The organism is Myxococcus sp. CA040A, assembly GCF_013336725.1.
Taxonomy (GTDB): Bacteria; Myxococcota; Myxococcia; order Myxococcales; family Myxococcaceae; genus Myxococcus; species Myxococcus llanfairpwllgwyngyllgogerychwyrndrobwllllantysiliogogogochensis.
Window position 1 is genome coordinate 800219 of the sequence record NZ_JABUMR010000005.1, and the last position, 21006, is coordinate 821224.

Annotated in this window: 13 protein-coding genes; 8 read left to right on the plus strand and 5 right to left on the minus strand. The window is 69.8% G+C overall.

Features of this window, described 5'->3' with window-relative positions; genetic code table 11:
• Positions 1-3 precede the first annotated feature (3 nt).
• The 5 genes from HUA75_RS25100 to HUA75_RS25120 form a co-directional block, all read right to left on the minus strand.
• Entirely contained in the window at positions 4-1752 is a 1749-nt protein-coding gene (locus HUA75_RS25100; protein ID WP_174487800.1) for a VWA domain-containing protein, read from the minus strand.
• A complete protein-coding gene (locus tag HUA75_RS25105; protein ID WP_174487801.1) occupies positions 1749-3737 on the minus strand; it encodes a vWA domain-containing protein in 1989 nt (662 codons plus the stop codon). The genes HUA75_RS25100 and HUA75_RS25105 overlap by 4 nt, the downstream gene beginning before the upstream one ends.
• 34 nt (positions 3738-3771) lie before the next feature.
• Positions 3772-5097: a thrombospondin type 3 repeat-containing protein gene (locus HUA75_RS25110; RefSeq protein WP_174487802.1), complete on the minus strand. Its 1326-nt coding sequence runs from the start codon at positions 5095-5097 to the stop codon at positions 3772-3774.
• A 170-nt stretch (positions 5098-5267) separates the two neighbouring features.
• A complete protein-coding gene (locus HUA75_RS25115; RefSeq protein ID WP_141641915.1) occupies positions 5268-6863 on the minus strand; it encodes a thrombospondin type 3 repeat-containing protein in 1596 nt (531 codons plus the stop codon).
• Between the two features lie 143 nt (positions 6864-7006).
• Positions 7007-9307 (minus strand): MtsA protein, encoded by a 2301-nt coding sequence (locus HUA75_RS25120; protein WP_174487904.1) that lies wholly within the window; start codon positions 9305-9307, stop codon positions 7007-7009.
• A 294-nt stretch (positions 9308-9601) separates the two neighbouring features.
• Here HUA75_RS25120 and HUA75_RS25125 point away from each other — a divergent pair, with 294 nt between their 5' ends.
• From HUA75_RS25125 to HUA75_RS25160, 8 genes are read left to right on the plus strand one after another with little or no spacing between them, the layout of a single operon-like run.
• Positions 9602-10003 (plus strand): hypothetical protein, encoded by a 402-nt coding sequence (locus HUA75_RS25125; RefSeq protein ID WP_254627735.1) that lies wholly within the window; start codon positions 9602-9604, stop codon positions 10001-10003.
• 39 nt (positions 10004-10042) lie between these two features.
• Positions 10043-12259, plus strand: coding sequence for an AgmX/PglI C-terminal domain-containing protein (locus HUA75_RS25130; protein WP_174487803.1), 2217 nt, complete (start codon positions 10043-10045; stop codon positions 12257-12259).
• Between the two features lie 53 nt (positions 12260-12312).
• Entirely contained in the window at positions 12313-12948 is a 636-nt protein-coding gene (locus HUA75_RS25135; protein ID WP_141641918.1) for an outer membrane beta-barrel domain-containing protein, read from the plus strand.
• Positions 12945-14606, plus strand: coding sequence for a hypothetical protein (locus HUA75_RS25140; protein WP_174487804.1), 1662 nt, complete (start codon positions 12945-12947; stop codon positions 14604-14606). Before HUA75_RS25135 ends, HUA75_RS25140 begins: the two co-directional genes overlap by 4 nt.
• Positions 14603-17878 (plus strand): tetratricopeptide repeat protein, encoded by a 3276-nt coding sequence (locus tag HUA75_RS25145; RefSeq protein WP_174487805.1) that lies wholly within the window; start codon positions 14603-14605, stop codon positions 17876-17878. The genes HUA75_RS25140 and HUA75_RS25145 overlap by 4 nt, the downstream gene beginning before the upstream one ends.
• Positions 17875-18393 (plus strand): hypothetical protein, encoded by a 519-nt coding sequence (locus HUA75_RS25150; protein WP_141641921.1) that lies wholly within the window; start codon positions 17875-17877, stop codon positions 18391-18393. The genes HUA75_RS25145 and HUA75_RS25150 overlap by 4 nt, the downstream gene beginning before the upstream one ends.
• Positions 18390-19028: a hypothetical protein gene (locus HUA75_RS25155; RefSeq protein ID WP_174487806.1), complete on the plus strand. Its 639-nt coding sequence runs from the start codon at positions 18390-18392 to the stop codon at positions 19026-19028. Before HUA75_RS25150 ends, HUA75_RS25155 begins: the two co-directional genes overlap by 4 nt.
• Positions 19028-20947: a tetratricopeptide repeat protein gene (locus tag HUA75_RS25160; RefSeq protein WP_174454729.1), complete on the plus strand. Its 1920-nt coding sequence runs from the start codon at positions 19028-19030 to the stop codon at positions 20945-20947. The genes HUA75_RS25155 and HUA75_RS25160 overlap by 1 nt, the downstream gene beginning before the upstream one ends.
• The last annotated feature ends 59 nt before the right edge of the window (positions 20948-21006 follow it).

Consider the following 21006-nt stretch of genomic DNA (forward strand, 5'->3'; position numbering starts at 1 on the left):
TTCTCACGGCGTCGGAGGCGAGACGTCGGCGCGGCCGGGGCAGCCGTCGACGAAGTCCTCGGGGGCTACGCGGATGATGCCGTCGGCGGGGGACTTGATGCCGCCCACCGGGTAGCGCACGGAGTCCACGCGGAAGGTGCGCACCTGGGTGCGCGCGGTCGGGTCGTCCGCGGGCACCATCGCCACGGACAACGCCACGTTGTTGAAGCCCGCGCCGCGCGTGACGACGCCCGCGTCATCCGCGGCGGCCACGGTGGGCGCCAGGAGCACGTTGCCCACGCTCAGCGTGTAGCACTGACGGCCCAGCTCATCCGGCGGACCGTCCGCCTCGAACGAGTACCGGTAGCCCTCCGCCGCCAGGTGGGCGGTGTCCACCTCCAGCGGGCGGGTGTGCAGGCGCAGCTCCGCGCGGCTCGTGAGCCCGTCGTTGTCCGGGTCCTCGTCCAAATCATTGCTCGCGCCCTGGGTGCCGCCGCGCCATTCGATGCCATCCGGCACGCCGTCGCGGTCGCTGTCGGCCAGCGTCGCGTTGGTGCCGATGAACTGTTCGTCGCAGTCCAGCAGCCCGTCACAGTCGGTGTCCGAGGCGCGCAAGAGCGGAGGACAGCCCTTGTCCAGGCCGCCACCGTCCGGGTCCGCCACCTGGATGGGGTCGAAGTCCACGCCGCGGTCGCGGAAGTACACCTCCACGCCGTCGCTGAAGCCGTCACCGTCGGTGTCCATGAGGTTGGGGTTCGAGCCCACCTCCGCCTCGCGCGCGTCCGACAGACCGTCTCCGTCCGTGTCCGCCGCGTCCAACGGACTGCCCGGCGGCGCGGAGAAGTTGGTCGCAATCACTTCCTTCACGATGAAGGTGCGCCGCACCTGCCCGAAGGAGAAGTCCAGGAAGTTGATGGGCTCGTTGTTGCGGAAGTCGCGGAAGTTGCCGCCGCCCAGCTCGGCCATCTTATCCAGCCGGTCCGCGTTCTGGTTGATGATGAGCAGCGGGCAGCCGCCGTCGCCCGACAAGTCACACACCGACGACACCGGTTGCGTGGGAGTGAAGACGTGCACGGTGTTGACGCGCACGTCCTCCACCAGGTCCCGGAGCTGACGGATGCGCACCACCGCGTCACCCTGGAGCAGCTCGTCGTCCTGGTCCAGGGTGGGCTTGCCGTCCGACAGGAACACGAGCGAGTAGCGCGCCTGCGCAAGCGCCTGCGCCCCACCCGGCTCCAGCCGGCTGCGCGCGATGTCCGTGTTGATGAGCGAGTAGATGTCCGACAGCGGCTTGACGAAGTCCGTCGAGTCCCGGTTCGGTGAGTTGTCCGGGTTGCGGAAGGTCAGCAGTTGCTCGGTGAGCTGGCGCATCCGGGCGTCGTCCATGCTGGACACCTGCATGAAGCCGTCCTGAGGGGGGTTGCCCGGCGCCTGGGTGAGGAACGCCGTGGTGCTGCCGGCGAAGACCACCACCGCCAGGTAGACCTCCGGGTCCTTGGGCAGGTTTTCAATCAGCTCCACCAGCGCGGTGGCGCGCGTGCCATCCGGGTCGCTGACGCGCATGGACTGCGAGGCGTCCATGGCGATGATGAGCTTGATGGGGCGCACCACCTCGTTGGAGCCGACGGTGCAGAAGCGGCCCTGCATCGAGATGGCCCGGTCCACGGGGACATCCACATCCCGGCGCGGGTCATACAGATACGAATCGGAACAGGCCACCACCAGCACGAGCGCGACAATCAGGCCCGCCAGGATACGTCCAGCCACACTCACGGGTTGACTCCTCCCTGCTGACCCGCCGGCGTCGTGCCCACACACCGCCCCTGGTTCTCCCAGGGATTGCTCAGGTCCGTGGGAATCATGAAGTTGTCATTCGTCAGCGTCAGCTCCGGACCCACCGGCACGCGCACGCTCGGCGGCGCGTACTGGGACCAGGCACAGGCCGAGCGCCAGACGCCGTAGTCGGTGGCCACGCCGCTCTCGGGGGCCTCCGCGAACCACAGCTTGAAGAGGTTGAAGCCCTGCTTGGCGCCCACCCGGTCCGGGGTCGTCACCATCTGGAGATTGGAGACGGTGTAGTCGTAGCAGACGCTCCCGTTGGACAGCACCTCCGCGATGCGCGTCTCATACTGGAAGCCGTTCTTCTCGAAGAAGGCCCTGTCCCGACGCGTGGGGTCCGTGCCCGCGCGCAGCTCCACCTCGTCCGGCAGGCCGTCACCGTCCGTGTCCAGGCCCGCGACGCTGGGCTCCATCGGGTCGAGCCCCCAGCGCGCCTCGAGGCTGTCCGGAATGCCGTCGCCGTCGCTGTCGACGATGGTCTCCCGCGTGCGCAGGTACGACTCCGCGAACTGCGACAGGCCATCTCCATCCGTGTCGCGGCAGGTGCAGCGCGGCGTCAGCGGAGAGTCCGGGTCACACCCGCGCGCGTCCAAGTCATTGGCCGCCTTGAAGCCCTGGTCCTCGCGGCGCTGCTCGAAGCCGTCGTTCAGGCAGTCCCGGTCGCTGTCGGCGTTGAACGGGTTGGTCTTCAGCGTGAAGGAGTTGTCCGCGTCGTCCGGCACGCCGTCGCCGTCGCTGTCCACGATGCGCGACTCCAGCCCCGGGCCGGAGCTGAGCGGCTCCACCAACAGCGTCTTCATCACGTTGCGCGAGGCGAAGGACGAGTAGTCCAGCGCGCCCAGGCCCAGGTTGGAGATTTCAGCGGTGTCGTTGAACTCCTGGTACACGCCGTTGCCCATCTCCGCGAAGCGCGTCAGCAGCCAGGCGGCGATCTTCTTCGCCGCCGCCGGGTACTCGGCCGGCGCCACGCCCGGGTAGACGCCGTAGATCTGCTCGCAGATGGTGCCGCAGGCGCGCACGGCCTCCTGGTTGAACAGCAGCACCGTGTGCATGCGCACGTCGCCCACGTTGTACTGGTCCTTCAACTCCATCAGCCGGCGCACGTAGCTGAAGAGCTGGTAGTTCTGGTTGCGGTCCGTCCCAATCTCGAAGCCGTCAATCCGGTCCGTCGTGCTGGTGGCGTTGCAGAAGCTGATGAGGGAGTCCGCCCACGTCAGGTCCGGGCTGTCCGGGCTGGCGTAGACGCTGAGGTTGTCGGTGGCGGAGCAGCGCGGGTACGGCGTGCCGTCGGTGAGGAAGACGACGACGTAGCGGGTGCGCGGCAGGACTTCCGGATTGGACAGCGCGACGGCGTTGATGTCGCTGGCGATGAGGCTGTAGGCGTACGACAGGGCGCCCTGGTAGTCGGTGCCCTTGCCCAGCTGGCTCTGCAGGCCGTCGATATAGGTGTCGATGTTGGTGTCCGGCCGGGCGAAGCGGTCGCCCGTCGTCGCCGGGGGCCAGACGTTGCGGACGTTGGTCTCGAACGGGGCGACGGACACCTGCACGTTGCCGCCCGCCGCGTTGACCTGCCGGAACTGCGCGACCAGGCGCTTGAGGGCGCGCACGCGCGCGGGCTCGGTGACGCCGGGCGGGATGATGGCCTGCACCTCGGCCTGCTGACAGAAGCCGCTGTCCAGCTGCGCGCCAGGCGGGTCGGAGATGCACATGCTGCCCGACTCGTCGATGACGACCACCACCTTCACGGGGAAGCCGGCGGGGTTGGGCGGGCGCGTGCAGACGCGCCCCTGGAGCATCACCCTGTCATCGACATGGGACTGCTGTTCCGTTCGAGGCTCGAGCATCGAGTCGGTACAGGACAGCAGTCCCGTGGCCAGGAGGCCCGCCGCGAAGAGCGGGAAACGAAGAAGGCGGCGCATGGGGAAACGACCTCCTGGCAACAGACGATGAGATTTACTGCTCGCGGCGGCGGCGGCGCATCAGGACGCCCAGCAGCGCGGCGCCCAGAGCCGTGGCGCTGAAGCCCGCGGGCACGGAGTTGCAGTTCGGACCGTCTTCGTCACCCTCGCCCACCGTCAGCACCAGGGTGGACGTGGCGACGCGGCTGTCCGGGAAGACGCGGTCGGCGAAGGCCAGGCGAGCCTCCACGGTCAGCTCGTACGTGCCCTCGGTGTCCGGCACGAAGTTGGGAACGCTGCCGTCCACGTAAGAGTACTGCCAGTTGCGGCTGAGCGTCACCGCGCCCTGGGGGTTCTCCACCACGGCGTTGGAGCCATCGGGGCGCCGGGTCACCGTCCAGCGGTACTCCATGGCCGCGCCGTTGCGGTTGGCGAACAGCGGCGGACGCAGCGTCTCACCCGACTTCGACAGGCGCATGGTGCCGCCGGCGCTGACCGTGAAGGGGGACTTCGGGTCCAGGCACTTGTCCTTCTGGGTGGGGTCCACCACGAGGCAGTAGAGCCGGTCGCACGCGTCGCCCAGGCCGTCGCGGTCGTCGTCCGCCTGCTCGCGGTTGGCGACGTCACGGCAGTTGTCGACCTCGTTGAGGATGCTGTCGTCGTCGGCGTCCGGGTCGCACGCATCGCCCAGGCCGTCGTTGTCCTTGTCGGACTGGTCGGGGTTGGCGAGCCCGGGGCAGTTGTCGCCGTTGTCGGAGATGTTGTCAGCGTCCGCGTCCACGCGGCACTGGCTGCCGTCCGTCGGCATCACCTGGTCCGGGTTGGACCGACGCGGGCAGTTGTCCGCGCCATCCGGCACGTTGTCGTTGTCATCGTCCGAGTCACAGACGTCGCCGGCGCGGTCGGCATCCAGGTCGGACTGGTCCACGTTCGGAATCAGCGGGCAGTTGTCCTGCTCGTTCGCCACGCCGTCGTTGTCCCGGTCCGTGTCGCAGTCATCGCCCTGGCCATCACCGTCGGCGTCGCGCTGCTGGAAGTTGGAGAGCGTGGAGCAGTTGTCGCAGACGTTGCCGACGCCGTCGCCGTCGCCGTCCGTCTGGTCACGGTTGGAGGCGAACGGGCAGTTGTCCCGGTCGTCCGCGCGGCCGTCGCCGTCCGCGTCATCCGTGTACGACAGCGTGTCGCCGTCATCCGTGTAGTTCACCCACACAGAGCCGCAACCACAGCCACAACCTCCACCCACCTCCTGTGGGCGGCCGCAGCTATCGCCGAGGCATTCCGGGTTGTCAGGGTTGTCGTTGTTCTGCGCCTGGGCAGTGCCAGGGTTCACGACGAGGAAGGCCCCGAGCAGCAGCGCGGGAGCGAGACGAACGAGTGTCATGGTGACTCCTTTCAGCCCCGGGCCATTAGCAAGAGACGATCCGCACCCTTGCCTGAAGTAAATTCCAACAGTTTCAGGCACTTGTGCGCGGCGCATCAGGCTGTGGACCGGAGAGTGTGGGGGGCACTCCCCAGTCCGAACGAGGGGTAGACCCCTCATTCGCGGGTGGATCACGTTCCGAGGATGAAGGCCTCTGGGTCGAGGGGGAGGATGCCCGAGGGGGTACGTCCCTCGTCCTTGTCGTACTGGATGGGCTGGATGAGCAGCGAGCCGATGCCCGCGCCGCGCGGGTCATTGTCCCGGCCAGCCTGGAGGTAGAGGTACACCTCGTTGGTGCCCGCGGGGATGACCTCGCCGGGGATGAGCGGGTGGGGCCGCTCTCGCGTCGCGACGAGGGAGATGTTCTCCACGCGCGTCGCGTAGCAGATGCGGCCATCGACGGTGGGGTCCGTCTCCACCAGGTCGTAGCCGTAGCCGCGCTCGCGGTGGAAGTCGAGGTCGGCGCTGAGCGGGTCTCCGTGGGCTTCAATCTCCGCGATGTTCGTCAGCCCGTCGCGGTCCGAGTCGAGCAGGTCCTCCGGCACGAGCGGGTTGGTCTGCGACAGGGCCTCCACCAGGTCCGGAAGGGTGTCGCCGTCGGTGTCGCCGATGCAGGGGTTGGTGCCCAGCACGCGCTCCTCGCAGGTGTTGAGCCGGTCGCCATCGTCGTCCAGGGAGATGCTGCAGCCGTTGATGACGTCGGGTATCAGCGGATCCAACCCGACGCGCACCTCCAGGCCATCCATCAGTCCGTCCTGGTCCGAGTCGAGCTGCAGCGGGTCCGTGCCGAGCGCGTCCTCGTCCACGTCGGGCAGGCCGTCACCGTCGCTGTCGGCGAGCACCTGGCCGGCGCGCACCGCCACGTTGCGGTTGAAGGCGAGGAAGCGCTTGAGCTTGAGGGTGTTCGTGCGCGCGGCGTACTTCAGCCCGGTGAGGGTGCCGGGCAGCCCCGCGGCGTCCGTCTCGATGGGCTCGGTGCCGCCAGCATGGGCGATGGCCGCGACATGCGCGCGGGTGGCGGGGTCCGGCACGGCGCCTCGGACATAGATGGGCTGCACCACCACCTCGCCCGCGCCGTACTGCTGGGCCAGCGCCTTGATTTCGCCGGTGACGGCGGTGAGCTCGCACTCGCTGCAGGCGACCTTGTCCGTCAGCGCGTTGCAGGCCGCGTCCAGGCCGATGTTGAAGGCCGGGTTGGAGCAGCTCGTGTCCTGGCTGCGCACCACGATGACCACCATGTAACGCGTGCGGGCCACCTCGCCGCGACACGCCGTCTGCATGTCGCCGGACAACAGCGTCTTCCCCAACCGCAGCGAGGAGCGGACGCTGATGGGCCCCGACTCTTGATAGGTGGCGTAGCGCGGGAGCGCGGCCTGGAAGTCCGCCGCGTCGGAGAAGCCGCCCAGGATGCCGGTGGCCACCGAGTGGTAGGCGACGAGGCCGAACTTCACGAACGGGCCGGAGAAGCGGCTGGAGAGCGTGGACAGGCCGTCGGTGGCATAGCCCACGATTTCGGTCTCCACGCCCTCGCCTCCCTGCAGCGCGAAGACGACCTTGGTGGGAAACGCGTCGCCGCCCGCGAGCGGAACACAGACGGTGCCGGAGAAGTTGGCGCGGTCACCTTGGTTGGCCCCACGCCCGTCGATGGCATAGAGACCCGCGTCGGAGCAGGACAGGAGCAGAATCGGGAGTAGCAGCGGCCACGCGGAGCGCGGAAGGGGGCGCATCGGATGGATTGTAGACCCCAGCCCCCCACGGCAACGCAAGTGACAGCGGTGTCCGCGTCGAATTCTTCAGACGCCTGCACACACCGCGGGCCGTAATTTCGCCCCGCCACGGAACGCCGGACGCGCCGCGTTCCGACGCGTGCTCACAATGTGAGCAGGAAGGCGAGCACGTCGTCCCGCTCCTCGGAGCTGAAGGCGCGCGCATCACCGTGTGCGGGCCCGGCCGTCTCCAGCACCGTCCTCAAGGGGAAGCGCGTGTCCACCACCAGCCGGCCATCCTTCACCGCGTAACCCGCCGTGGCGCTCGTGAGCAGCGGCCACATGTCCCACGTGCCCACCAGCGACGGCGGCGCCGCGCCCACCACCAGGTCCTGCTGCTCGATGCGCAGCGGCAGGGCCACGGGTGTGCCCACATCCAGGTACTGGCCTCGCGTCCGGGCGTCCTGGTCCAACGTGTAGAGCGGCGCGGGATGGCACGCCAGACAGCCGCCCCGCCCCTCGAACAACGCGCGCCCCCGCGCGGGACGGCCCACGTGTCCATCCGGGAGCGTCACCGACTCCAGCGGCGCGCCATCCTCGCCCCGGTACGGGTTGGGTGGCGTCACCATCAGCGACGTATAGAGGGTGAGCGCCTCGACTTCGGAGGGGGACGGGTCCGGGTTGTGGAAGCGGTTGCGTCCGCCCACGAAGCTCGCCGTCTCCGCCAGGTTGTGCTGGCTGGCGGGCGTGAAGAAGGGCGGCGTGTCACGGCTGCCCAGCACGGTGGGCGAGCGGTAGATGCGATTGGGCCGCGTCTTCTCGTAGAAGACCCCGCCGGTGTGTCCCTCGATGTGACAGCCGTCGCAGGTGATGCCGGTGCGTCCCAGGTCCGCGTAATAGAGGACCTGACCCAACCGGCGCTTGGCCTGCGCGCGCGTCACCACCACCGGGAGCCGCCGCGTCACCACCCCCTGCCGCCCCTTGCGCGCGTCGCGCACGTCCACCACCGCCACCTCGCGGGTGAAGCGGTTGAGGACATAGAGGGTGGCGCCGTCGGGTGAGAGCACCAGCGAGCGCGGCCCGGAGTGCAGCTCCTCGCCCGCACGTCCCTTCGTCGAGAAGTCCCCGGCCGGACGGATGCGCGGCATGTCCTGGGGCGGCGTCAGCGAAACCTTCTGAAGCACCGCGCCGCGCGCCACCGTGTCGTCGCTGGAAACCAGCGCCCGGGCGTCAATCACCCGCACCCAGCCGATGCCCACGTCCGCCGCGTAGAGCAACTCCGTGGCCTCGTCGAGCGCCAGGCCCTCCGTCACTCCCGCGCCGAAGCCCCGGTGTCTCACATAGTCGCCACGCGCCGGGTCGATGACGGCCACGCCGCTGTTGTTGCTCACCTCCATGCGCTGGGGATTGGGCCCGACATTGGGGCCCAGGCTCGCCATGAAGAGGCGGCCCAGCTTCTGGCTCGCGACGAGCGCGCGAGGCGCCTTTCCCCCCATCACCTGCGCGCGGAAGCGCTCCGTATTGCCGCCGACGATGGCCACTCCCGGCCCGGGCACCACGGTGAACGCGCGCGCGCCGTCCTCCTGACGCAAGAGCTCCAGCTGCCCCGTCTGGAGGCTGCCCACCGCCAGCAGGTCCTTCCATCGGGCGAGCGCGCGCGGATTGGGGTCCACCGGCGCGGCCCAGCGCTCGCGTCCATCCTTGAGCGAGACAGCCCGCACCGTGTCCCTCACCTGCTCCGCGATGAAGGCCACGCCACGCGCGCCATCCACCTCCAGACCGGAGGCCCCCAGGGGCGCGGGCAACACCCGAGGCTCGCTTTCAGAGTCCAGCGCGAACACGCGCAGCTCCGGCTGGTAGCGATGGACGACGCCGAGGAAGGACCGGCCGCGCGCATCCTTCCACGTCGCCAGCGCGGAGGGCCCGTCCCCCACCGCCAGCCGCTCCACGCGACCCGAGCCCACGTCCAGGGAGTACACCGTGTCCGTGGGCGGCGAGACGACGAACAGCGTGCGCCCATCCGGAGACGCCACCATCCCCATCAGGTCGGGAAAGGCGCTGTCATTCACCAGCGTGAGGGGGGCGCTCCCCTCGACAGGCGCGCCCCCGTCCGCCACCAGCCGGGCCTCCACCACCACCTGGGGCAGGTCCTCTGGCAGCGCCAGCCCCGCGGGCAGCCGGGCGAAGGCATGGCCCGAGTCGACCACCGTCAACGGCAGCTCGCGTGACAGTGGTGGACCGAGTGACAGACGCAATCCCGCTACCAACCTCGCGCCCTGGATGGACAGGGGCTGGGAGGTCTCATTGCTGGTGAGCCGGGGGCCCACCGAATCGAGCCTCGGCGCCGTTCCCGAGGAGGGGGGCGCGGAGGACCCGGGAGGCGCGGATGTGCGCTCGCCCCGCGTGCTCAGGCGGTAGCCCACAAACCCGGCGGCGCTCCACAGCGCCACGCCCACCGCCAGCATTGCCCACTTGCGCGCCGCGCTCGTCACGTCGTGTCCCGGTGCCTTTCGCGAGAAAGCATCCTCCCTCCTCTCGCGCGAGGCCACGAGGATTCTCCCCGTGCCCGCCCGGTTGGACAGCGACTTCAGACACGGAGCGGCACGACATCTTTCCGCTCGGCCGGCAACGAGCAAGTGCAGTCGTGGAGCACGCGCCCCACATGGGGTGGAGTGCCCCCCACACCTGTTGACCGACGTCTCACGAACAGCCCTGGAGTGTGCGTTGACAGGTCCATACACGCATCGCTTAACCTGTTGATGATGCGACGCTTCCTCCTCTGCATGGCCGTCGCCCAGCTCCTCGGCATCGGTACGCTGTTCATCCCGAGCGACGCCTGGGCCCAGGGCCGCGGCCGTTCCGCGAAATCGGCGAAGTCGAAGGCTGGCAAGAAGTCCAGTGCCAAGGCCCCGCCGAAAATTGAAACCAAGAGCGCGCCCGTGACGGACCCGGTGACGGGCGAGTCGGAGGCCGCCACTTCCTCGGCGCCGCCGCAGCGCGGCCCGTCCCGCATCGACTTCGACGACCGGCTCATCCAGGGCCAGACGAACAAGTCGGGCGCCGTCTATCTCTATGACCGCAAGGAGCTGAAGACGCGGTCGATGATCCGCGAGCGCGACAGCTTCCGCGCCGAAACGCTCGCCACGGTGTACGACCAGTAGGGCAGCACCGCCCACCAGCCCTTGAAGGGAGCGTCACCGTTGAGCGGCCAGCCCAGCGTCCTGCAAGTCGTCATCCTCCGCGACGGACTCCTCGTTGGGACGGAAGTCTTCGTCCCCGGCACGTATGCGCTCGGTTCAGACCCGTCCGCGGACCTGAGGCTGGAAGACCCGGCCGTGGAGCCGCGCCACGCGCTGCTCTATTTCCAGAACGGACGCGCGGCCATCCAGGACGCGGGCACCGCCACGGGCCTGTTCGTCAACGGCCACCGCGTCACCGCGTGCGAGATTCGCTCCGTGGACGAGGTGCTGTGCGGACCGTTCGTCCTCAAGACGCGCGTGCTGGCGCAGAAACCCCACGAGGCCAAGCCGCAGCCTCCGCCGGAGGTCGCCGCGCTGTTCGGCACGCCGCAGCCCGCGCCGCCTCCCCCCGCGCAGCAGGCCGCGCCCGTGCGTCAGCTCCGCCCCGCCACCGCGCCCGCGCAGCCGCTGGCCACCACCGTGCCCGCGATTCGCGCCGTGCCGCAGCAGCAGGCCCATCCGGCGCAAGCGGCGACGCAGGCCATCTATCCGCAGCAGTCCGCCGCGCCCGCCATGGTCCCCATGCCGGCGCCCGTCGCGCACGCGCCGCAGGCCTCCATCAACGCCCAGGCCCACGTGGCCGCCGCCGCGCCGCAGCCCGTGCCGCTGCAGGCCCCCCACCAGCCCGTGCCCGCTGGCACCGTGCCGTCCGTGCGCCGCCGCGTGACGCAGGAGCCGCCGCAGGCCGCGAACACGGGCATGCTGTTCGCGGATGATCTTCTCGCGGACGTCGCGTTGGAGCCGCTGCCCGCGCCGCAAGGGCCGCTGCTCCAGGAGCCACGCGTCACCGCGTCCAGGCCCACGCACGCGCCGCGCCTGGACCCGGGCAAGGGCACGCCCCAGCTCTACCTGGAGCTCTACTGGGGCACCATCCGCCGCGACGCGCGCCGCTTCAAGCCGGACAAGAAGCAGCCGGTGAAGGCGTCGCTGGACCTCCCCGACGCGATGCCGCTGTGGGGCTTCACGCTGCCGGAGAGCACCGGGCCCTTCACCCTGGCCGAGTCGGCCAACGGCGCCTTCCGCCTCTTCGTGCCTCCCGGCACCGAGGTGGAGAAGAGCGGCAATGACGGCCGCTTCACCCCCGTCACCGGCGCGGCGCTGGAGTCCGACGGCAGCCGCCGCTTCATCACGCTGCGCGAGGGCGTGGGCGCCCGGCTGACGCAGGGTCAGATGTCGCTGGTGGCCTACGCCGCCCCCATCCCCACGCGCGTGTTCGTCAACCCGCTCAAGGGCCTGCCGTGGCTGGCGATGATGTGCTTCCTGCTCTTCGCGTCGGGGATGGGCGCCTTCATCGCGCTCAAGCCGCCCACGCCGGAGACGGCGGACTTCACCCAGAAGAGCCTGCCGCCCGTCGCGCTGCGCCTCATCGCCCCCGAGCCGAAGAAGAAGGAAGAGGCGAAGCAGAAGCTGGAGGCCATCAAGAAGAAGGCCCCACCGAAGGAGAAGGTCGCGGAGAAGGCGCCGCCCAAGCCGGTGGAGAAGGCACCACCTCCGCCCAAGGAGCAGCCCAAGGCCGTGGCCGCCGCGCCCGCGGAGAACAAGGCGCTCAAGGCGCTGGCGAAGCTGTCCGCCGCCGGGCCCGCCACCAATGACCTGCTCGCCGCCGTGGACAAGCTGGGCAGCGGCCCGGGCAGCAAGAACGTGAAGAACTCCAACTACAAGCTGTCGGGCCTCATCGGAAAGGCGCCCATCGCCAACGCGGGCCTGGGCACGTTCGGCCTGGGCGGCGGCGGCAAGGGCGGCGGCGCGACGCTGGGCGCGGAGCTTCTGCGCGGCAAGGGCGGCGGCGGCATCGGCGCGCTGGGCGCGGGCTCGGTGGGCAAGGGGAAGGTCGGCGGCACCGTCACGCGCGCCACCGCGCGCAGCATCGCCTCCACCCAGGGCACCGTGGACCGCGAGGCCGTGGCCCGCGTCATCAACAGCCACCTGAACGAAGTGCACGGTTGCTATGAGCGCGCGCTGCTCAAGGATCCGGGCCTCGCCGGCAAGGTGGTGCTGGAGTGGACCATCGGCGCCAACGGCCGCGTGGCCGCGGCGAAGACGAAGTCCTCCACGTTGCGCAATGCCTCCGTCGAGGCCTGCATCCTCACCAATCTGAAGTCCTGGACCTTCCCCGCCCCCAAGGGCGGCGTGGTCATCATCACCTACCCGTTCCTCTTCAACTCCGTCGGCTACTGACGCGGGCCCCCCACCCGCGTTTCGTTCCGCTCATCCGCCAGGAAGCCCCCACCGTGCGATACGCCCTGCTCATTCTCTTGTTCCTGGCGCCCGGCCTTGCCCGCGCCCAGGCCGAGGCGCTCGAGAATCCCGGCGCCGTCTCCGCCATCCAGGAGCGGCAGTACCGGATGAACCACGAGCTGTACCTCGGGGTCGGCGTGCTGCCGGCCGACGCCTTCTACAAGGGCCTCACTGGAAGCGTCTCGTACACGTACCACTTCAGCGACACGTTCGCGTGGCAGGTGGGCCGCGGCACGTACAGCTACAACATCCAGACGTCGCTGCGCCGGCAGCTCGAGCGCGACTTCGACGTGGCCCCCACCGCCTCCGCGTTCGAGGACCAGGTGCAGTGGATGGTGGGCTCGGACCTCGTCTGGAGCCCGCTCTACGGCAAGACGGCCGTGCTCAACAGCTCCGTGCTGCACTTCGAGGCGTTCCTGCTCGGCGGCGGCACGGTGGTGAAGATTGACCGGCAGGACGGCTTCCGCCCCGCCATCAACCTGGGCCTGGGCGTGCGCATGTTCTCCGGCAAGACGCTGTCGTTCCGGCTCGACGTGACGAACAACGTCGTGTTCGCGGGTGCCTCCCGCATCATCAATGTCCCCGTGGTCCAGCTCGGTACCGCGTTCAACTTCGGCGCCACGGAATGACCCCCCGCTCACTTATCGCCGCGCTCGCCAGCGCCGCGCTCGTCGTGTCTCCAGCGACGGCTCCCGCCCAGTCTGGCGGTGGCTCGCTGCCCATGCCGCCACCTCCTTCCGGCGCGAAGGCCACGCCCGGCGCCGCCGCCAAACCCGCGACGGGCTCCCCCGCTCCGGCCGCGAAGCCCGCCGAGTCCGGTGCACCCGCGCCGGCCGCCGGCGCCGAGGGCGCGCCCGCGGCTGCCGCGTCCGACAAGAAGCCGGAGGCCGCCGCCGAGGCGCCGCCGCCCGTGCCGCAGAAGGTGGACCCGGCCATCTTCGACCAGGCGCTGCAGGACTACTTCGACGGCAAGCCGCGCGACGCCGCGGGTCCCCTCTACGCGTGGCTCCAGGCCGCGCCCAAGACGGACGACAACTACGCCTGGGCGCAGTACTTCCTCGCCCGGAGCCTCATCGACCTGGGCCTGACGCACGCGGGCGCGTCGTATCTGGCGCGCATCGCCCGTGAGCGCTCCAACCCGAACGTCATCCCCCGCGCGCTCGACACGCTGAAGGAGCTGACGGACCGGCCGCACGACGACGTGATGATCGACGAGCAGGTCTTCGGCGCGCTCGACCTGGGCTTCCTCCCGGAAGACACGGGCGCGTACGCGCACTATCAGCAGGGCCTCGTCGACCTGCGCGTGGGCAACGAGCGCTGGGCCAACACGCACTTCGCCAAGCTGTCGGAGACGAGCGCCGAGGCCAGCCGCGCGAAGTTCGCGCTGCTCGTCACCCGGCTCAAGCAGGTGAAGGAGCCCTCCGAGGAGCTCATCGCGGACTTCCTGGGCCTGTCCAAGGACGAGAAGCTCACGCGCGAGGCGCGCAACGAGGCGGCGCTCGCGGTGGCCCGCCTGCGCTACGAGCGGCTGGACTACACGGGCGCGCTGGAGGCGTACAACCTGGTGAAGCTGCCGGAGCTGGACCCGGGCCGCGCCAGCCTCTACCTGGAGGAAGCGTGGACCCGCTACAAGCTGGGTGAGCCGCGCGCGTCGCTGGGCATCCTCACCACCCTGGACGCTCCGTCGTTCCGCGACGAGTTCCTGCCGGACAAGTACCTGCTGCGCGCCCTCATCTACCGCGACCTCTGCCACTACCTGCCCGCCAAGCGCGCGGCGAAGGAGCTGACGCGCAGGTTCGCGGACTCGCTGGAGGCGGTGCGCAACCGCGACGACCTCACCCAGGACCTCCGCCTGCGCCGCGCGGCCAACTCGCACGGTGGCACCCAGCGCGCCTCGCGCTTCGTGGAGACCCTGGACCTGGAGGGCGAGCGCCTGGGCCGCTACGCCGGCAGCTTCGGCGACCGGCTCTTCTCGCACCTGACGAAGCTGTACGACTTGTCTCGCGCCGAGGCCGTGCGCGTGTACGACGCGCGACTGGCGGAGGCCGTGCGCCAGGAGGCGGACACGCTCCTGCGCGCCGCGGAGCAGGTGCGACTGATGGAATACGAAGTGGGACTGAAGCTGTACGAGCGCGTGAAGAAGGGCGCGAAAATCGTGGCGCCCGAGGATGAACAACTCCTGACGCCCGACAGCGTCGCCTTCCGCTTCGACGGCGAATACTGGAACGACGAGCTCAAGTCGTACCGGGTCAGCATCGAGAGCCGCTGCATCGAGGAGACCCCATGACCGGCCCCCTGACCGGCCTGATTACCGCCGCCCTGCTCGCGGCGTCCCCCGGAGGCACGGGCCGCGCGGCGGGCCCCGGCCTCAATCCGATGGTCTCGAAGGCGAAGGAGCGCGACGAGTTCATCGCCAAGCTCAAGCGAGACATCTTCAAGGTCGACCGCGCCATCGGCGAGACAGAGAAGCTCATCTCCAAGAGCCGCAACGCGCCGTACCTGCCGGACCTCCAGTTCCGGCTCGCCGAGCTCTTCGTGGAGAAGAGCCGCTACGTGTACTACCTCCAGGCCGAGTCCCGGCCAGAGGGAGCCTCGGGCGCCATCGTCTCTCCCGAGACGCGGCTGATGAAGCAGAAGGCCGTGCAGATGTACTACCGCCTGCTGCGCGAGTACCCGGACTTCAAGGACGGGGACCAGGTGACGTTCTACCTGGCGCACGAGCAGCGAGAACTCGGGCAGTTCGACGAGATGCTCAAGACGCTCGGCGACCTGACGCGCAAGTTCCCCAACAGCCCGCTGCGGCTGGAGTCGGAGCAGATTCTCGGCGACCACTTCTTCGACAAGGCGGACCTCGTCGAGGCCGAGCGCCACTATCAGGCCATCCTGGAGGCCCCGCCCTCCCCCGTGCACGACCTGGCCCGCTACAAGATGGGCTGGATTCGCGTCAACCAGGCCAAGCACGCGGAGGCCGTCACGTTCTTCGAGGCCGCGGCCGCGAGCGCCCCCCTGCCGGGCATGGACGTGAAGAAGGCGCTCAACGTGAAGCGCGAGGCGCTGCTTGACCTCGTCTACAGCTACACGGAGGCGAAGCCGCCCAAGGGCGCGCTCAACTACTTCGAGAAGCTCAGCGAAAGCCGCGCCACCTACGCGCTGGCGCTCGACAAGCTGGGCAACCGCTACTTCATCAAGCAGCAGTACGAGTGGGCCATCCCCGCGCTGCGCAAGCTGATGGAGATTCAGCACGACCCCGAGCTGGATTTGGAGCGCGGCCAGAAGCTCTACGACGCGCTCAAGGCGTCCAAGGGCAAGGTGCTGCCGGAGCCGGAGGACCTGCGCATCCTCGTGCGCGCGGCGGTGCAGTCCAAGACCGACCCGGAGCTGTCGGAGGTCGACCGCAAGAAGCAGCTCGTGGAGCTGGAGGAGATGGGGCGCGACCTGGCCACCCTGCTCCACCTGGCGGCGCAGAAGAAGGAGGAGAAGGAGCTCTACCTGAGCACCGCCGAGGCGTACGAGGCGTACCTGAGCCTCTTCCGTCCCGACCAGTACGTGCGGCCGATGATGAAGAACCGCGCGGAGGCGCTCTTCTCCGCCAAGGACTACACGCGCGCCGCGCGTCAGTTCGAGGAGCTGGCCCGCTACGAGTCGAAGGCGAAGGACGCCAAGGGCGAGGAAGAGGCCCTCTACGCCGCGCTGCTCGCGCACTTCTCCACGCTCAAGCCGGAGGAGGCGCTCAAGCGCAACGCGTATGAAGTCGCGGACGCGCGTCAGGCGATGAAGCTGCTGGGCGCGGAGTACGTGTCGCGCTACCCCAAGAGCCCCAACGTCCTGGACGTGAAGTTCAACATCGCGCGCGCCTTCTACGAGGACGGCGACTACCCCAAGGCGGCGGAGCTGTTCACCGCCTTCGCCCTCACCCATCCGCAGCACAAGGAAGCCACCGTCGCCGGCAACCTGGCGCTGGACAGCTTGCGGCAGGTCAACGACTTCAAGGGCCTGGACGAGACGGGCAAGAAGTTCCTCACCTCGCCCCTGCCCGGCAACTTCCGCGCGGAGGTGCAGAAGATTCTCACCCAGAGCCGCGCCGAGGCGCTGGACGAGCTGGCGCTGCAGAGCGCCCAGGAGACGGGCGACGTCATCCAGGGCCTCGTGAAGGTGGCCGACGAGAACAAGAACAGCGACATCGGCGAGAAGGCCCTGTACGGCGCCTTCACGGCGGCGCGCGAGAAGCGCGACCTGCAGGCCGAGCGCGACCTGGGCGCCAAGCTGGTGCAGGACTACCCCAAGAGCCAGTACCTGTCGGACGTGCTCCTGACGCTCGGCCGGCACGCGGCGGAAGCGGCGGCGTTCGGCGAGGCGGCCACGTGGTTCGAGCAGGTGGGCCAGAAGCTGGGCGCGGACATCGCCGGCGTGGACGGGTGGCTTGCCGGCGCGCGGCTGCGCATGGCGCTGGGTGAGTACAAGGAAGCGGCCCGCAACCTCGAGACGGCGGCGGAAGTGTCGGGCGCGCGCAAGTCCGAGGTGCTGGTGCTGCTGGCCGAGGCGCGGCTGAAGGCGAAGGACTACTCGCGCGCGAAGCTCGCGGCAGACTCGGCGCTGAAGCTGGACCCGAGGAGCGCGGGCGCGGCGGCGGTGCTGGCGGAGGTGCAGGCAGTCACGGCGCCCACGGCGTCCGCGGACGCGCTGGTGGCCACGCTCACCACGGCGGTGCAGGGCCCCAACGGCCAGACGGAAGAGGCGGCCAGGGGCCTGTGGTTCCTGGGCGAGATTCTCTACCGCGGCTACAAGGACCTGCCGGCGGACAAGGTGGAGGAGAAGGTCGCCGCGCTCCAGAGCCTGGAGGGCATCTACACGCAGGCCGCGTCGCTGGGTTACCCCGAGTGGGCGGTGGCCTCGCTGTGGCGGCTGGCGCTGGCGTACGGGCACATCGCGGACGTCGTCGAGTCCACGCCGGTGCCGGGCGGCCTCTCCGCTTCGGAGTCGCAGCAGTTCCAGGCGGCGGTGAAGGAGCAGGTCGGCCCGCTGAAGACGCGCTCGGAGGAGGCGTTCAAGGCGTGTCTGTCCCGCGCGGAGTCGCTGGAGGTCTTCAGCGCGGCGGTGGTGGGTTGCCGCTCGCGCGCCGAACAGGCCGCGCTGCCGGTGCCCCAGCCGGGTGCGCCCACGCAGTTGGCCGCGCTGGATGACCTGCGCAAGAAGGCCGAGCGCACGCTCAGCGTGGAGTCGCTGGAAGCGCTGGGCATGGCGTACCTGGAGGCGCGCCAGTTCGGCGTGGCGCAGCTGACGTTCGGCCGCGTCACGGAGCTCCAGGACACCAAGGCCTCGGCGCACTCGGCGCTGGGCTGGGCGCTGCTCAACATGGGTGACGCCATGGGCGCGCGCGCCGCGTACGCCAAGGCGATGGACTCCGACCCCACCTACGACAAGGCGCGCCTCAACCTGGCCGCGCTGCGCTGCCGCTTCGGCGACGTGGACGGGGCGCGGCGAGACCTGGCCGTCCTCAAGGACGTGGGCTCGCTCAACGGCGCCGACGTGGACACCGCGGGCTGGAAGGCGTGCAAGTGAGCCCGCGTCTCCACCCGACGCACTCGCACGGCTTCCGGACCCTGGCGCTCGTGGCGCTGGTGGCCGGGCTGTGCGCGTGTAGCGACGAGGGCGGCGCGCTGGAAGGCAGCGTGTCGCCGTTGTTGGACCTGAAGTACAAGCGCGCGGAGGCGGTGCTGGCCGAAGGAGAGCTGTCCATCAACTTCGTCTCGCCCCAGGGCTCCGGGGTGAACACCGTGCTGAAGGTCAGCGCGCGCGTGGGGGACATGATTCCCGAGGGCTACACCGGCGGGCTCACCATCAACCTGGCCGAGGCCCTGGAAGGCGGCGCGCAGCGCGGCGTCATCGGCCGCAGCGTGCTGGACGAGCCGGCGCGCGTCTTCCCGCAGTTGGAGCGAGGCTCGCTCGTGGTGGACAACCTCCCCACGGCGCAGGGCCAGCGTGTCACCGGTGACTTCCACGTCACCTTCGTCAACGGCATCGACATCTATTCCGGCCGCACCATCTTCGGCAGCTTCGAGGCGACCGTTCCATGAAGCACATCGTCCTGCTCACCCTCCCGCTCTTCCTGGCCGCGTGCGGCCCCAGCTACGGCATGAAGGTGCCTGGCTCGCTGGTGAAGAAGCTCCCGTTTGAAGTCCGCATCGAGCTGCTGGAGGCGGAGAACGAGCTGGCGCTCGCCGTCGACAAGGTGGACGAGAACAACAACGAGATTGACCGCGCCCGCGACAACATCCGCCGCGCCCGCTCCCGCCAGGAGGCGGCGGAGGACGAGGTGGACCGCGCGACGGACGAAGTCTCGCGCGAGGTGGCGAAGCTGGCCATCGAGGAGTCCGAGGCTCGCGTGGAGTACCTGCGCGCGAAGCAGCGGCTGTCGGTGGGGTTGCGTGACGTGTCGGAGCTGGCGCGCAACTGCGCCTTCGCCAAGTTCGAGCTGGCCAAGCTGACTGCGGCCCGCAAGGCGAAGGTGGAGGGCAGCGAGGAGCTGGACCCGAAGGAGTTCGAGGAGCAGGTCGCCGAGTGCGAGGCGGAGGTGAAGGAGGAGCTCGCCGACCTCTCCGAGGACCAGAAGGAAGAGAAGACGGCGCGGGAGGCTTGGGAGGCGAAGAAGACGGCCCTCGCCAAGAAGACGTTCGACGCGCGTGCCAGTCCCTACGTGGAGAACCTGTGATGACGAAAGCCGGCGTCCTAGTCCTCCAGCTGCTCACCGCCCAGACGCCTCCACCCGACGCGGCCGCGCTCGAGCGCACCGCGGCGGTGGAGAGTGCCCGGCTGCGCGCGTCTCCGGACGACGCCGATGCGCTCTATCGCCTGGGCACGGCCTTCCTCGCGCTGAACAAGCCGAAGAAGGCGGTGGAGCCGCTGAAGAAGCTGGTGGAGGTGGAGCCGGACCTGATTCCGCCCCGCCTGGCACTGGGTCGGGCGCTGCGGCTCGCGGGCGACGCGGAGGCCGCGCGCACGCTGCTGGACCAGGCCATCGCCGCGTTTCCCGAGGATGCGTCGCTGCGCTCGGAGCGGGGCCTGCTGGCCCGCGTGCTGGACGAGACGGACGTGGCCATCAGCCAGTACTCGATGGCGGTGGAGCTGGCGCCGAAGGACGCGGAGCTGCGCTTCAACCTGGGCGAGGCCCTGCAGCGCGCCAACCGCACGGACGACGCCATCGAGGCGTACCGTGAGGCGCTGAAGCTGGACTCCAAGCTGAACGTCGCCCGCGTCAACCTGGGCAAGGCACTGGCGGAGAAGGGGCTCAACGGCGAGGCCAAGGAGACGCTGCGCGAGGCCACGCGCGAGAAGCTGGGCGACGCGGAGGCGCACTACAACCTGGGCGTCCTGCTGCTGCGCGAGAACGACTTCGACGGCGCCATCGCCGAGTACCAGCGCGCCATCGCCGCGGACCCGAAGCACGCGCGCGCGCAGAACAACCTGGGCGTGGCGCTCAACGAGAAGGGCGACCCGCGCAAGGCCACCGAGGCGTTCCTCAAGGCCATCGCCGCCGACTCGAAGTACGCGGAGGCCCACTTCAACCTGGGGCTCGCCTACTACCAGTTGGGCGACAACGTGCGCGCCACCAAGTCCTTCGAGAAGGCGCTGGTGCTGGAGCCGCGTCGGGCCAGCGGGCCGTACACACAGTTGGGCCACCTGTACCTGGAGCAGGGCAAGAAGAAGCAGGCGGTGGAGGCCTTCAAGAAGGCCATCGAGAAGAGCACCGACGACGGGAAGAAGACGACGGAGGCGTACCAGGGCCTCGCGCGCGCGTACCTGTCGCTGGGCAAGGCCGAGGAGGCCGTGGCCACGCTGAAGACGGCGGTGGAGGCGTTCCCCAAGGACGCGGCCGCGAGGGCGGGCTACGGCGAGGCGCTGAAGGCCAAGGGTGACTTCGACGGCGCGATTGCCCAGTACGAGGAATGTGTCGCGCTGTCGCCCACGGTGGAGAACCGGTTGGCGCTGGCGGACACCTACGCGAAGAAGCGCGTGTCGGCGAAGGCGCAGCCGCTCTACCTGGCGGTCCTCAAGGAGGACCCGAACCACCGCGTGGCGAAGCTGGCCCTGGCGGACCTCCTGATGGCCATGGGGGACTACGCCGGCGCGGAGACGTACCTGCGGCCCAAGGAAGGCGAGGAGGCGGACACGGCGGCGCTGGCGCGGCTGGGCATCGTCCACTCGCGGCGCGGGCGTCCGGACCTGGCGGTGACGGAGTTGGAGGAAGTGGTGGCGAAGGACCCGGCGCAGATTGAAGCGCGGGCCGAGCTGGGCTTCCTGTACCTGCGCGGCGGCGACGGTGCGAAGGCGCGCAAGGTGCTGACGGACGCGCTGGCGGTGGAGCCTCGCAACGCGCTGGCGCTGCTGTACCTGGGCCACGCGCTGTACCAGCAGGGCAACGCGAAGGACGCGGAGAAGTCCTTCCGGGGTTCCTCTCAGGTGGACCCGACCTTCGCCGAGCCGCACAACGCGCTGGGCCAGTTGCTGGAAGCGTCGAAGCGGCTGGATGAGGCGAAGCAGGAGTACGAGACGGCGCTGAAGCTCCAGCCCAACCACGAGGACGCGCAGCTGTCCTTGAAGCGGCTGGGTGCATCGGCCAAGGCGGAGTAGGCGCGACGGCTCCGCCCCGTCTGGCGCGGAGCCTCGGCCCAGGCGGACGAGGCTGGGCG

Excerpts from the sequence above, each read along its gene's own strand:
- HUA75_RS25105 (WP_174487801.1), bottom strand. The coding sequence starts at position 3,737 with ATGCGCCGCCTTCTTCGTTTCCCGCTCTTCGCGGCGGGCCTCCTGGCC.
- HUA75_RS25140 (WP_174487804.1), top strand. The coding sequence starts at position 12,945 with ATGACCCCCCGCTCACTTATCGCCGCGCTCGCCAGCGCCGCGCTCGTC.
- HUA75_RS25125 (WP_254627735.1), top strand. The coding sequence starts at position 9,602 with ATGATGCGACGCTTCCTCCTCTGCATGGCCGTCGCCCAGCTCCTCGGC.
- HUA75_RS25160 (WP_174454729.1), top strand. The coding sequence starts at position 19,028 with ATGACGAAAGCCGGCGTCCTAGTCCTCCAGCTGCTCACCGCCCAGACG.
- HUA75_RS25120 (WP_174487904.1), bottom strand. The coding sequence starts at position 9,307 with ATGCTGGCGGTGGGCGTGGCGCTGTGGAGCGCCGCCGGGTTTGTGGGC.
- HUA75_RS25145 (WP_174487805.1), top strand. The coding sequence starts at position 14,603 with ATGACCGGCCCCCTGACCGGCCTGATTACCGCCGCCCTGCTCGCGGCG.
- HUA75_RS25155 (WP_174487806.1), top strand. The coding sequence starts at position 18,390 with ATGAAGCACATCGTCCTGCTCACCCTCCCGCTCTTCCTGGCCGCGTGC.
- HUA75_RS25115 (WP_141641915.1), bottom strand. The coding sequence starts at position 6,863 with ATGCGCCCCCTTCCGCGCTCCGCGTGGCCGCTGCTACTCCCGATTCTG.
- HUA75_RS25110 (WP_174487802.1), bottom strand. The coding sequence starts at position 5,097 with ATGACACTCGTTCGTCTCGCTCCCGCGCTGCTGCTCGGGGCCTTCCTC.